The 13480-nt window shown below is 73.0% G+C and carries 10 protein-coding genes; 6 read left to right on the top strand and 4 right to left on the bottom strand.

The window, feature by feature from the left end:
- The first annotated feature begins 100 nt into the window (after positions 1 to 100).
- From ACIBIW_RS15000 to aroQ, 5 genes are all read left to right on the top strand, one after another.
- Positions 101 to 679, top strand: coding sequence for a TerD family protein (locus tag ACIBIW_RS15000; RefSeq protein ID WP_399335977.1), 579 nt, complete (start codon positions 101 to 103; stop codon positions 677 to 679).
- Between the two features lie 99 nt (positions 680 to 778).
- The gene (locus ACIBIW_RS14995; RefSeq protein WP_399335975.1) at positions 779 to 2680 is read left to right on the top strand and encodes a TerD family protein; all 1902 of its coding nucleotides are present in this window, start codon (positions 779 to 781) and stop codon (positions 2678 to 2680) included.
- A 354-nt stretch (positions 2681 to 3034) separates the two neighbouring features.
- The gene (locus ACIBIW_RS14990) at positions 3035 to 4057 is read left to right on the top strand and encodes a TerC family protein (RefSeq protein WP_399335973.1); all 1023 of its coding nucleotides are present in this window, start codon (positions 3035 to 3037) and stop codon (positions 4055 to 4057) included.
- Positions 4058 to 4167: 110 nt separating this feature from the next.
- On the top strand, positions 4168 to 5268 hold the full coding sequence (locus ACIBIW_RS14985) for a calcium:proton antiporter (protein ID WP_399335971.1): 1101 nt from the start codon (positions 4168 to 4170) through the stop codon (positions 5266 to 5268).
- 97 nt (positions 5269 to 5365) lie between these two features.
- Positions 5366 to 5848, top strand: a complete 483-nt coding sequence (gene aroQ, locus ACIBIW_RS14980) for a type II 3-dehydroquinate dehydratase (protein ID WP_399335969.1) — start codon at positions 5366 to 5368, stop codon at positions 5846 to 5848.
- A gap of 99 nt (positions 5849 to 5947) precedes the next feature.
- Here aroQ and ACIBIW_RS14975 read toward each other — a convergent pair whose 3' ends face one another.
- Positions 5948 to 6604, bottom strand: a complete 657-nt coding sequence (locus ACIBIW_RS14975; protein WP_399335967.1) for an MBL fold metallo-hydrolase — start codon at positions 6602 to 6604, stop codon at positions 5948 to 5950.
- 62 nt (positions 6605 to 6666) lie between these two features.
- Complete coding sequence (locus ACIBIW_RS14970) at positions 6667 to 7353, bottom strand: maleylpyruvate isomerase family mycothiol-dependent enzyme (protein WP_399335965.1); 687 nt, start codon at positions 7351 to 7353, stop codon at positions 6667 to 6669.
- 234 nt (positions 7354 to 7587) lie between these two features.
- Here ACIBIW_RS14970 and uvrA point away from each other — a divergent pair, with 234 nt between their 5' ends.
- Positions 7588 to 10524 (top strand): excinuclease ABC subunit UvrA, encoded by a 2937-nt coding sequence (uvrA, locus tag ACIBIW_RS14965; RefSeq protein ID WP_399335963.1) that lies wholly within the window; start codon positions 7588 to 7590, stop codon positions 10522 to 10524.
- 114 nt (positions 10525 to 10638) lie between these two features.
- Here the strand turns inward: uvrA and ACIBIW_RS14960 are convergent, their stop codons facing one another.
- Together ACIBIW_RS14960 and ACIBIW_RS14955 are read right to left on the bottom strand one after the other, a co-directional pair.
- Positions 10639 to 11541, bottom strand: a complete 903-nt coding sequence (locus tag ACIBIW_RS14960; protein WP_399335961.1) for a carbohydrate kinase — start codon at positions 11539 to 11541, stop codon at positions 10639 to 10641.
- Positions 11542 to 11746: 205 nt separating this feature from the next.
- Positions 11747 to 12688 (bottom strand): hypothetical protein, encoded by a 942-nt coding sequence (locus ACIBIW_RS14955; RefSeq protein WP_399335959.1) that lies wholly within the window; start codon positions 12686 to 12688, stop codon positions 11747 to 11749.
- Positions 12689 to 13480 lie beyond the last annotated feature (792 nt).

Here is a 13480-nt window from a genome sequence, read left to right as displayed (position 1 = left end):
GTCCCCCTCGCGGTGCGGCCCTGTCAGTGGCTCTGCATAGGGTTTGGAGACAACCGCGGAGACCGCGGCAACAGGGGAAAGTCCGAGAGGGGATCAGCGCGTGACGGTCAATATGACCAAGGGTCAGGCCATCAGCCTGCAGAAGAACGACGGGGGCACTCTGACCGCGGTGCGCATGGGACTCGGCTGGCAGGCGGCGCCGCGGCGCGGTCTCTTCGGCTCACGCACCCGCGAGATCGACCTCGACGCGTCGGCGGTGCTCTTCGCCGACAAGCAGCCGGTCGACGTGGTGTTCTTCCAGCACCTCGTCAGCGACGACGGCTCGGTGCGGCACACGGGCGACAACCTGGTCGGCGGCGCGGGCCAGGGCGGCGACGACGAGTCCATCCTCGTCGACCTCCAGCGCGTCCCGGTCCACATCGACCAGATCGTCTTCACCGTGAACTCCTTCACCGGCCAGACCTTCCAGGAGGTGCAGAACGCGTTCTGCCGCCTCGTGGACGAGACCAACGGCCAGGAGCTGGCGCGGTACACGCTCGACGGCGGCGGCGCCTACACCGCCCAGATCATGGCGAAGGTGCACCGCGCGGGCACCGGCTGGCAGATGACGGCCCTGGGCAACGCGGCCAACGGCCGCACGTTCCAGGATCTGATGCCGACCATCCTGCCGTACCTGTAGAGCCGGACCCGGCCCGGCCGGGCCCCGGCGCTGACGATCGAAACAGGCCGTGGCCGGGCCGCACGGCCGCCGCGGCCCCGACGAGGGGGACAACGAGCGATGACGGTCGAGCTGGTCAGAGGGCAGAACCACGCCCTCACCCAGACCCGTCTTGAGATCCGGGTGACGGTGGGCGGCCCCGTCGTCGCCGGTGCGAGCCTCACCGACGCCGACGGCGCGGTGCTTGGCCCCGACCAGGTGGCGCATCCGGGCGCGCCCGCGCTGCCCGGTCTTGAGGTGTCGCAGCAGGCGGCGGCCGAGCACCGGCTCGCCGTCGACCTGGCCGCGCTGCCCGAGGCGGCGCACCGGGTCAGCGTGGTGCTCGCGCTGCCCGACGGGACCGGGGGGCCGAGCAGGTTCGGCGCCGTCGCCGCCCCCTTCGTCGCGGTCACGGGACTCGACGGCACCGAGGTCGCCACCTACACGGTCACGGGGCTCGACAGGGAGTCGGCCGTCGTCGCCGTGGAGCTGTACCGCCGCCAGGGCGGCTGGAAGGTGCGGGCCGTCGGCCAGGGGTACGCGGGCGGCCTCGCCGACCTCCTCGCCGACCAGCGCCACCCCGGCGCCACGGAGCTGTCGGCCCGTATCCACGAGGCTGTGGCCAGGCGGCTCACCCATACCGTCGCCGCGCCGCCGCCGCGGACGCCGGGGGACACCCGCGAGCGCGCCGGGGCCCCGATGGCGGCGGCCCCCGCCGGGGGCACAGCGGACGCCGCGGGCGTCCAGGACGCGAGCCAGGGCCCCATCGACTACTCCCACCCGCGCCGTCGCAACGACACACCGCCCCCGCCGCCGCCCACCGCGCCCCCGGCCCCGCCGGGCACGCCCGCGCGGCCGGTGGCCGGGGACGCCGCCGGGTGGTCGATGGAAGAGCGGCTGTACAACCAGGTCTGGGGCATGTTCGAGGACCTGGCGAGGAGCGTGGCCGCGTACCGCAGCGCGGTCGACTTCGCCGAGTCCCGCAGGGAGCAGGAGCTGGACAAGGTGCTCTCCGACCCCCGCAGCCGCATGAGCGGCGCCGGGGACGCGGCCCGTGACGCCGCCAGGGGCCGGTACGCCGACCTGGTCGGCCAGGCCAGGCAGGCGCTCGACCGGGACCTCGCCCAGCTCGGCGAGGAGTCCGCCGTCGTCGAGCCCGCACTGCCCGCCGCCTACGCCCGCTGGGACAACCCCGTCTGGCACGCCTACGAGGTGCCCAAGGAGATGCCGATGGCGGTGCGCCTCGGCGACCTCCACGTCCCCGAGAGCGCGGCGCTGCGGATACCCATGCTGGTCCGCCTCCCCCTGGAACGCGGCCTGTGGATCGACAGCGGCAGGAGCAGCGTCGAGTCCGCCGCGCTCGCCGACCCCGACGACCTGCGCCGCCGTGCCGCGGACACCGCCGTCGCGCTGGCCGCCCGGCTGTTCGCCGTGCATCCGGCGGGGGAGTTCTCCCTGCACGTCATCGACCCCGCGGGCGCCGCGGCGCCCGCGCTCGAACCGCTGGTCGCCTCCGGGGCGCTCGCCGGGCCCCCGGCCGCCGGGGCCGCGGGGGTCACGGCGGTCCTCGCGCACCTGACCCGGCGGGTCGACCTCGTACAGATGGCGGTGCGCAGCGGCGCCGCCGACTCGCTGCCGCCCGACGTCGACACCGGTCAGCAGTTGCTGATCGTCCACGACTTCCCGCACGGCTTCGACGACCGCGCCGTCACCCAACTGCGCTACCTCGCCGACGAGGGCCCCCGGGTGGGCGTCCACGTGATGATGGTCGCCGCCCGGGAGGACGCGTCCGCCTACGGCCCGCTGCTCGACCCGCTGTGGCGCGCCCTGCTGCGGGTCACCCCGGTGCCGGACGACCACCTCGCCGACCCCTGGGTCGGCCACGCCTGGACCTACGAGCCCGCCCTCGTGCCCTCCGGCAGCCAGGTGCTGCGGCAGGTGCTCGGGCAGGCCGGCGCGGCCCGGCGCTCCTGGGGCGGCTGACAGCCCCCGCGACCCGACGGCGGGGCCCGCACCGGCGGTGACCGGTGCGGGCCCCGCCGTTCGCGGTTCCTCCCCGGCGCTCGACGAGCGGCCCGTGAACCCCCGTCGTAAACTGGCCTGACCAGCATTTTTGGTGAACCTTTTACAGATCTCTTTACCTTCACTTGGTTATTCATGTACCTTTCCTTGGTGTGGAGGGGAGTACTCCCCAGCGGCGCGCCCGCCAGGACGGACCCAGGGGGTCCCGGGGCGCCGGTCCGCGCCACCGCCTCGGAGCCCCGGCGGTGGCGGGGCGGAAGAGACCTCCAGCAGCGACAACGCTGAACCGCGACGTTACGACCTGCCGGAGGCGCCATGGATGTGTCACTGACGCTGTGGGTGCTCACGATCGCGGGCCTGTGCGCCCTGATCGGGGCCGACTTCTTCATCGGCCGCAAGCCCCACGACGTCTCGCTCAGGGAAGCCGGGATCTGGACCTGCGTCTGGATCGCGCTCGCCGCGCTCTTCGGCGTCGGGCTGCTGGTGTTCGGCGGCGGCACGGCGGGCGGGGAGTTCTTCGCCGGGTACGTGACCGAGAAGTCCCTCAGCGTCGACAACCTCTTCGTCTTCGTGCTGATCATGGCGAAGTTCTCGGTGCCCTCCCGCTACCAGCAGCGGGTCCTGCTCGTCGGCGTGCTGATAGCGCTGGTGCTGCGGGCCGCGTTCATCGCCGCGGGCGCCGCCGTCATCGCCAGCTTCGCCTGGGTGTTCTTCATCTTCGGCGCCTTCCTCATCTGGACGGCGTGGAAGCTCATTCAGGACGCCAGGTCGGGCGACAAGGGCGACGAGAACAAGGAGTTCGAGGAGAACCGGGTCCTCAGGGCCGCCGAGCGGCGCTTCGGCGTCGCCGACCGCTACCACGGCACCCGGCTGTGGATCAGGCGGGGCGGCAAGCGCGTCATGACGCCCATGCTCGTCGTGATGCTCGCCATCGGCACCACCGACGTCCTCTTCGCCCTCGACTCCATCCCCGCGATCTTCGGCCTCACCCAGGACCCGTACATCGTCTTCACCGCGAACGCCTTCGCGCTGATGGGCCTGCGGCAGCTCTACTTCCTCATCGGCGGGCTGCTGCGCAAGCTCGTCCACCTCAGCTACGGGCTGTCCGTCATCCTCGGCTTCATCGGCGTCAAGCTGCTGCTGCACGCCCTGCACGAGACCGGGGTCCATGTGCCGGAGATCTCCATCCCCGTCTCCCTCGGGGTGATCTGCGGCGTCCTGGCGGTCACCACCGTCACCAGCCTGATCGCCTCCTCCCGGCAGGCGGGCGCGGGCGGCGGGGGAGGCGAGGGCACCGGGAAGACGGGGCAGCGCGACAAGGACCCGGCCAGGAGGTGACACCCGCGCCCCCGCACCCCGCGGGGGCGCCCGGGGGATCGGGGGTGACCGGAAGCGGTCGCGGCCGGTAGGAAATGCGACATTCCGATCCCTCTGGAACGATCAGTTCCGTGACGGGTCGACTGCGGGCGCTGGCCACCCACTGGACGGCTGTCGTGCCGGTCCTCGCCATCGTGCTGCTGGTCTTCACCTGGGGCCGGCAGATGCCGGTGTACGTCGTCGTCATCGTCACCCTCGTCCTGGCCGGATCGGTCCTCGCGGCCGTCCACCACGCGGAGGTCGTCGCCCACCGCATCGGCGAGCCCTACGGCTCCCTGGTCCTCGCGGTCGCCGTCACCGTCATCGAGGTGGCCCTGATCGTGACCCTCATGGTCGACGGCGGCAGCAAGAGTGCCACCCTCGCCCGCGACACCGTGTTCGCGGCGGTCATGATCACCTGCAACGGCATCGTCGGGCTCAGTCTGCTGATCGCCTCGCTGCGACACCGGGTGGCGGTCTTCAACCGCGAGGGCGCGGGGGCCGCCCTCGCCACCGTCGCCACCCTGGCCACCCTCGGCCTCGCGCTGCCCACCTTCACCACCAGCCAGTCGGGACCCGAGTTCAGCCCCGCACAGCTCACCTTCGCGGCGCTCTCCTCCGTCATCCTTTACGGGCTCTTCGTCGCCACCCAGACCGTCAGGCACCGCGACTACTTCCTCCCGCTGACCCGCCACGGAGAGGTCATCGACAGCGAGGAGCACGCCGACCGCCCCTCCGCGAGGCTCGCGGCGTTGAGCCTGGCCCTGCTCGCCCTCGCGCTGATCGGCGTCGTCGGACTCGCCAAGGGCGTCTCGCCGACCATCGAGTCCGGCGTCGACGCCGCCGGGCTGCCCCAGGCCGTCGTCGGCGTCGTCATCGCCCTGCTCGTGCTGCTGCCCGAGACCCTCGCGGCGGTGCGCGCCGCCCACCGCGACCGCGTCCAGACCAGCATCAACCTCGGCCTTGGCTCCGCCATGGCCAGCATCGGACTGACCATCCCCGCGGTCGCCGCCGCCTCCGTCTGGCTGCCGGGGCCCCTGATCCTCGGGCTCAGCCCCACCCACCTCGTCCTGCTCGCCCTCACCGTCGCCGTCGCCACCCTCACCGTGGGGCCCGGCCGCGCCACCCCCCTCCAGGGCGGCGTCCACCTGGTGCTCGTCGCCGCCTACCTCGAACTGACGGTCACCCCCTGAGCGGGGCCCGCGGTGCCGGGCGGGACACCCGTCCTCGGGCGGTACGGGGCGTGATAGACCGGCTGCGACAGCCAGCCGACCCCCGGAGGTAACAGCCGTGCCCCGCTCGCTCGCGACCGCGCCGATCCTCGTCCTGAACGGGCCGAACCTGAACCTCCTCGGCGCCCGCCAGCCCGAGATCTACGGCACCGACACCCTCGCCGACATCGAGGCCCTGTGCGCCCGCACCGCCGCCGCGCACGGCGCGAGCGTGGAGGCCCGGCAGTCGAACCACGAGGGCCGGCTCGTCGACTGGGTCCAGGAGGCCCGCGACCGGCACGCGGGGATCGTCATCAACCCCGGCGCCTACTCCCACACCTCCGTCGCCCTCCTCGACGCCCTGAACCTCTGCGACGGGATGCCCGTGATCGAGGTGCACATCTCCAACATCCACCAGCGCGAGGAGTTCCGGCACCACTCCTTCGTCTCGCGGCGTGCCGACGGCGTCATCGCGGGCTGCGGAGTCCAGGGCTACGCCTTCGCGGTGGAGCGGGTCGTCACCCTCGCCGCGCAGGTCACGGGGGGTGCAGGGGCCGCGTAGGGGCCCATTGTCAGTGGTGGGTGCCACCATCGGGGCATGGCACTTTCCGGGATCGCCGCAGACGGCGGGGGCGGCGGACGCGCGCGGCGCCCCGCGGGCTCACCAGCCGCGCTCGCGCCACTCGTCGAGGTGCGGGCGCTCGTCGCCCAGCGTGGTGTCGGCGCCGTGCCCCGGATAGACCCAGGTCTCGTCGGGCAGCGGCCCGAAGATCTTGGCCGCCACGTCCCCGAGCAGGCTGGCGAACGCCTCGGGGTCCTGGTGCGTGTTGCCGACCCCGCCGGGGAAGAGGCAGTCGCCCGTGAAGACGTGCGGATGGCCGTGTGGGTCGTCGTAGACGAGGGCGATCGAGCCCGGAGTGTGCCCCACCAGGTGGCGGGCGGTGAGCGGCACCCGGCCGACCGCCACGGTGTCCCCGTCGTCCAGCGCCACATCGGTGGGGACGGGAATGCCCTCGGCGTCCAGGCGCCCCGCCAGGGTGCGCGCCCCGGTGGCCGCCACGACGTCCGCGAGCGCCGCCCAGTGGTCGCCGTGCCGGTGCGTGGTGACCACCGAGGCGATCCCGTCGTCGCCGATCAGGGTGAGCAGCGTGCCCGCGTCGTTCGCCGCGTCGATCAGCAGTTGCTCACCCGTGGCGCGACAGCGCAGCAGATAGGCGTTGTTGTCCATGGGGCCGACGGCCACCTTGGAGATCATCAGCTCCTGAAGCTCATGCACATCCGCGGGACCACCGACCCGCACCGCTCCGCTGTACGTCATGCGGCCCAGCCTACTCAGCGGCCCCGGCCGTACGGCGCCGCGGCGGCCGGGGGCGCCCGCTCCTACAGGGGCGGCAGCGCGGGCAGCGCCCCGGCGGACACGTGCAGCAGCGCGCCGTCGCGGCGCCCGGAGAGCCAGCCGACGACATCGGCGGGCGGCCCCGCGACGGTGACGGTGCCGCCGTCCTTCCGGCCGGTCCGCCACTCGCCCGCCCCGGCCACCGAGACGGTGAGCGGGGGCACGTCGGGATGCCCCGCGAAGCGCTCCGTGAGGAACGCGATCTCCCGCAGGACGAACTCCCCGGGAAGGTCTTCGAGCCGGTACCCGGTCCCGAGGTCGACATGGTGCAGCTCGACCTCGACGAGCCGGCGGAAGGGCACCCGGGCCGCGGTGTCCTGCACGCCGTTGCGCAGCTCCACCGTGCGCGACCAGTCGCCCGGCGCCGCGGCCGCCGCGGCGAAGCGCTCCGCGCTCTCCCGGAGGTCCAGGAGCTGGGCGGCGGCGCCTCTCGGGGCGTCGCGCGCGATGTCCGAGTCCCTGGCCTCGGGGCTCGCGTACATGGGGCGCCCGGCGAGCACCTCCACCAGCGCGTCCGCGTTCCTCGCCAGGTGCGCCAGCAGATGGCCCCGGGTCCAGCCGGGCAGCAGCGAGGCGCCCGCCACATCCTCGTCGCCCAGTGCCTCGGCAGCGCTGAGCAGCCGTTCCGTCGCCGTACGGAGGGATTCCAGGTCGTGAACGTGATCAACCATGGGGCCGAAGATAGCTGGGCCACACGTTCGGGTGAAGCTCCTTTACCAAGGACGGTAATCGAATGTACGTGCTATAGAGTCGGTGGCGGCATCGGGCATCATTGACAGTCCGGGGTGTGCGGAGGGCAGTGCGCCCACAGCGCCCCGCGCGGGTAAAACCGCCCACCGCTGACGGCGGCTCCCCATAGTCTGAGGACGACGGGGGCCCCGCCCCTGTCGCTTCTCTCAAGAAAGGTGCGGACCGGCGTGGCCGACCGTCTCATCGTCCGTGGCGCGCGCGAGCACAACCTGCGAAATGTCTCGCTCGACCTTCCGCGTGACGCGCTCATCGTCTTCACGGGTCTCTCGGGCTCGGGCAAGTCCTCGCTCGCTTTCGACACGATCTTCGCCGAGGGCCAGCGGCGCTATGTCGAGTCCCTGTCCTCGTACGCCCGCCAGTTCCTCGGGCAGATGGACAAGCCCGACGTCGACTTCATCGAGGGACTGTCCCCTGCGGTCTCCATCGACCAGAAGTCCACCTCGCGCAACCCGCGCTCCACGGTCGGCACGATCACCGAGGTCTACGACTATCTGAGGCTGCTCTTCGCCCGCATCGGCAAGCCGCACTGCCCGGAGTGCGGCAGGCCCATCACCCGGCAGTCCCCGCAGGCCATCGTCGACAAGGTGCTTGAGCTGCCCGAGGGCAGCCGCTTCCAGGTGCTCTCCCCGCTGGTGCGGGAGCGCAAGGGGGAGTTCGTCGACCTGTTCTCCGACCTCCAGACCAAGGGCTACAGCCGCGCCCGGGTCGACGGCGACACGATTCAGCTCTCCGAGCCGCCGAAGCTGAAGAAACAGGAGAAGCACACCGTCGAGGTGGTCGTCGACCGCCTCACCGTGAAGAGCGGCGCCAAGCGCCGGCTGACGGACTCCGTGGAGACCGCGCTCGGGCTCTCCGGCGGCATGGTCGTGCTCGACTTCGTGGACCTCGCGGAGGACGACCCCGAGCGCGAGCGCATGTACTCGGAGCACCTCTACTGCCCGTACGACGACCTCTCCTTCGAGGAGCTGGAGCCCCGCTCCTTCTCCTTCAACTCTCCCTTCGGCGCCTGCCCCGACTGCACCGGCATCGGCACGCGTATGGAGGTCGACCCCGAGCTGATCGTCCCCGACCAGGAGAAGTCCCTCGACGAGGGCGCCATCCACCCCTGGTCCCACGGGCACACCAAGGACTACTTCGGCCGCCTCGTCGGCGCCCTCGCCGACGCGCTCGGCTTCCGTACCGACATCCCCTTCGCCGGACTCCCGCAGCGCGCGAAGAAGGCCCTGCTCCAGGGCCACAAGACCCAGATCGAGGTCCGCTACCGCAACCGCTACGGCCGCGAGCGGGTCTACACCACCCCCTTCGAGGGCGCGGTGCCCTTCGTCAAGCGGCGCCACAGCGAGGCGGAGAGCGACGCGAGCCGCGAGCGCTTCGAGGGCTATATGCGCGAGGTGCCCTGCCCCACCTGCGAGGGCACCAGGCTCAAGCCGATCGTGCTTGCGGTGACGGTCGAGGGCAGGTCCATCGCGGAGGTCTCCGCGATGTCGATCAGCGACTGCGCGGACTTCCTCGGCGCCATGCGGCTGGGCGCCCGCGACAAGAAGATCGCCGAGCGCGTCCTCAAGGAGGTCAACGAACGCCTGCGCTTCCTCGTCGACGTCGGCCTCGACTACCTCTCCCTCAACCGCGCAGCGGGCACCCTCTCGGGCGGCGAGGCGCAGCGCATCCGGCTGGCCACCCAGATCGGCTCCGGGCTCGTCGGCGTGCTCTACGTGCTGGACGAGCCCTCGATCGGGCTGCACCAGCGGGACAACCACCGGCTTATCGAGACCCTTGTCAGGCTCCGCGACATGGGCAACACCCTGATCGTGGTGGAGCACGACGAGGACACCATCAAGGTCGCCGACTGGGTCGTCGACATCGGCCCCGGAGCCGGTGAGCACGGCGGCAAGGTCGTCCACAGCGGCTCCCTGAAGGAACTCATCGGCAACGAGGAGTCGATCACCGGCCAGTACCTCGCGGGCAAGCGGGCCATCCCGCTGCCCGACACCCGCAGGCCGAGCGACCCCGGGCGCAGGCTCACCGTGCACGGCGCCCGGGAGAACAACCTCCAGGACATCGACGTCTCGTTCCCCCTCGGCGTCCTCACCGCCGTCACCGGGGTCTCGGGCTCCGGCAAGTCCACCCTGGTCAACGACATCCTCTACACCCACCTGGCCAGGGAGCTGAACGGCGCACGCAACGTCCCCGGCAGGCACACCAGGGTCGAAGGCGACGACCTCGTGGACAAGGTCGTCCATGTCGACCAGTCGCCCATCGGCCGCACCCCCCGCTCCAACCCGGCCACGTACACGGGCGTCTTCGACCACGTACGCAGGCTCTTCGCGGAGACCACCGAGGCCAAGGTCCGCGGCTACCAGCCGGGCCGGTTCTCCTTCAACGTGAAGGGCGGCCGCTGCGAGAACTGCTCGGGCGACGGCACGATCAAGATCGAGATGAACTTCCTCCCCGACGTCTACGTCCCGTGCGAGGTCTGCCACGGCGCGCGGTACAACAGGGAGACCCTGGAGGTCCACTACAAGGGCAAGTCCATCTCCGAGGTGCTCGACATGCCGATCGAGGAGGCCCTGGCCTTCTTCGAGGCGGTCCCCGCCATCGCCCGCCACCTCAGGACGCTCAACGACGTCGGCCTCGGCTATGTGCGGCTCGGGCAGCCCGCGCCCACCCTGTCGGGCGGCGAGGCACAGCGCGTCAAGCTCGCCAGCGAGTTGCAGAAGCGCTCCACGGGAAGCACCGTCTACGTCCTCGACGAGCCCACCACCGGGCTCCACTTCGAGGACATCAGCAAGCTGATCACGGTGCTCTCCGGGCTGGTCGACAAGGGCAACACGGTCATCGTCATCGAGCACAACCTCGACGTGATCAAGACCGCCGACTGGGTCGTCGACATGGGCCCCGAGGGGGGCAACGGCGGCGGGCTCGTCATCGCCGAGGGCACCCCAGAGCAGGTCGCGGGGGTTCCTGCCAGCCACACCGGCAAGTTCCTGCGGGACATCCTCGACCCGGACCGCATCAGCGACGCGGCCCCGGTCAAGCGCCGTGCCCCGAAGCAGCGCAGCCGCGCCACCGCGGGAGGCAGGCGCCGCGCCTGACCCCCCGGAGCCGCCCGTCCACCGCGCCGGGCGGCCCCGGACCCCGGCCCGCCCGGCTCCGTACCTCCGGGGCGCGGTCGGGAGGCGCCGGGGCGGGCCGTCGGGGCTCGGCCGTCACTCCAGCTCTGAGGCGTACGGGGGCTGGGCGCCGGGGCGTGAGCAGGTGACGGCGGCGGCGCGGGCGGCGTAGCCGAGGATGTCCGACCAGGCCGCCTCGTCCAGCGCCGCCATCGCCGCGGGTGACAGCGCGTCCCGGCGGGAGAGGGCGGCGAGCAGGGCCGCGTTGACGGTGTCCCCGGCGCCGATCGTGTCGGCCACCCGCACCGGCACCCCTGGCACCGTGAACCGGCCCCGCCCGGTGGTGACGCTCAGGCCCTCCCCGCCATGCGTCATCACGACCGCGGAGGGACCGGACGCCAGCCACTCCTCGGGGGAGCCGCCGAGCCAGGCGGCGTCCTCCTCGGACAGCTTCAGCAGCGCCACATACGGCAGCCAGGCGCGGAAGCGGGCCCGGTAGGCGTCGGCGTCCGCGATCAGCCCGGCGCGGATGTTCGGATCGAGGGCCGTGAAGACACCCTCGCCCGAGGCCGAGCGCATCAGCTCCTCGTAGGCGCTCGCGCCCGGCTCCAGCACCAGCGAACACGTACCGAAGGAGATCGCCCCCACCGCGTCGGGAAGCTTCGCGGGCACCGAGAAGAGCCGGTCGGCCGTGCCCTCCACATAGAAGGAGTAGCCCGCGGAACCCCCCTCGTCGAGCGTGGCCACCGCCAGCGTCGTCGGCTCGGGCCCCCGCTGCACCCCCGACACGTCCACCCCCTCCGTCCGCAGCCCCGCCAGCAGGGCGGCGCCGAACGCGTCGTCCGAGACCCGGGAGCAGAACGCCGTCGGCACGCCGAGACGCCCCAGGGCCACCGCCGTGTTGTACGGCCCACCGCCCAGCCGCGGCGACAGCGCGGCCAGCGCCCCGGCCGCCTCCGGCACCAGATCGATCAGGGCCTCACCTGCGACGACGATCACCACACGCTTCCTCTCACCCGTCGGCACGGAAACGGCGGGCGCCTCGCGGCACTCGGGGAAAGGAGCCACCGGCCCCGGAGGACGCCCACCGGACCCACAAGATACGGAGCCTGCCCGGGCCCCCACCACGGGGTCCCGCGCCCCGGCACTCCTGGCACCCGGCGGCGGGCCGCAGATCCCTGCCCTGCCCCTCGGGAACCCCGCGTCAGACCCAGTCCCAGCGGATGCCCAGATGCCCCGCCCGCACCTCGGGCTCCACCAGATGGACACAGCGGTGGCCACGGCTCAGGCGCAGCTCCCGCAGCCCGCTCGGCGCCGTGGCCGCGGGCCGCTGGGAGAAGCGGTGGCAGCGCAGCGGCACGGCCTCCTCGGCGAACCTCACCTGGAGCACGTACTGGCCGCCGCCGAGGCCGAAGCCCCTGCTGTACTCGCCCGTGGCGCCCGCGGTGCCGTCCTCGAAGGCGAAGCGGAAGACATGGGTCTCACCCGTGCGCAGCCGGGTGTCGAAAAGCAGCTCCGCGACGAGCACCCCCGTCTCCCGGTGCCTGCGCACCCGCCCGGTGCGGCAGTTCTCCAGCGCGTGCACGGACATCTGCTCGGGGGCGCAGCCGGGGTCGCCGTGGTGCACCGCCACATAGCGGTCCACCCCCGGGGTATGGGCGCGGACGACGAGCTGGGAGTCCACGGCGAGCAGTTCGCGGTGCGCCCCGATCCTGACGCGCTCATGGTGCCCGATGCTGCCGAGCGCCCCGTCGAACGGCGACTCAAGCTCCGTCAGCAGCTCTTCGAGCGGCCCGCGAATCCTGCTGGGGAAGCGTGCCGCCATCGGGCGTCTTAAACCCGCCCCCGCGGGCGGCCCCGACAGCAGCCTGATCAGGGACTCGCCCGGGAGCTGCAAAATCTCCTCCAGCGCCCGCACCGCCCGCAGCGACTCGTCACGGCGCGGCCGCCTCGCCCCCTGCTGCCAGTAACTCAGGCTGGTCACGCCCACGTTGACGCCCCGTCTGGCCAGATGGTGCTGTACCCGCTGGAGGGAGAGGCCGCGCGCGGCGATCGCCGCGCGCAGCGCGACATGGAAAGGCCCGCGGCGCAGCGCCACCGCGAGTTCCGCGGGGGCGGCCGCCATGACCGGTGTTCCGTACGGCATGCGGAAGCCTCTCTGTGAGGGGTGCGGGCGGCCTCCACGGCGGAGCGCACCGCCAGGCCGTAACGTTTCGGCCCGCCCGATGCCGCCACGGGGTGACCGGCGGCCCGGGCCGTGCGGGGCGGACGTGGACATGGCCGACGGCGGGACGGGCGGCTCGCCTGTGGCCCCTGGTGACCCCGCATTCAATCGCGTACACCCGTGGGGGACAATGCCCCTGCCGCAGACCGTCACCGGGGCGCCGCCGAGACGCGCCCGGCCGCCCCGCGCCCGCCCCCCGCTCACCCACGGCCCACGGGGGAAACGGGCGGCGCCCGCCGGGCCACCGGCCCCAGGGGGCGCACGGAGGCGGCGCGGAGCCCCACCGCGACCCCGGCGCACCGCCGCGCGCCGTCCCCCGAGGCCCCCGGGACGCACCCCGCACACCGCCCGGCGCACCCCCGGAACACCGCCCCGCCGCGCCCGCGGACACGGCCGCCCTGGGGACCGCCCGTGCTAGGCTCCGGGGTTCGGAGAACGCCCCTTCCCCCGGACCGCGCGGCCCGGGTGACCGGCCCCGACGGCATGGTCCGCGCCGCTTCCGCGCACCGGCAGGGCGGGCCGCATCCTCCGGGCGCGGCCCGGGTGTTCGGCCGGTGGCCGTCCGTCACGGGCGCCGGGGGCGGCGACTTCGGGACACGCGGCGGCGCGGTCCGGGTGACCGGCCCGCCGCGGGGGGTACGGGGCCCGGCGGCCATGATGGGATGGTGCGACGTATCCGATCTTGTCGGGCGTGAGCGGCGGGCCGTGTCACGA

It is taken from the genome of Streptomyces sp. NPDC050560 (assembly GCF_044457285.1).
Taxonomy (GTDB): domain Bacteria; phylum Actinomycetota; class Actinomycetes; order Streptomycetales; family Streptomycetaceae; genus Streptomyces.
This window is presented reverse-complemented; position numbering and strand designations above follow the sequence as displayed.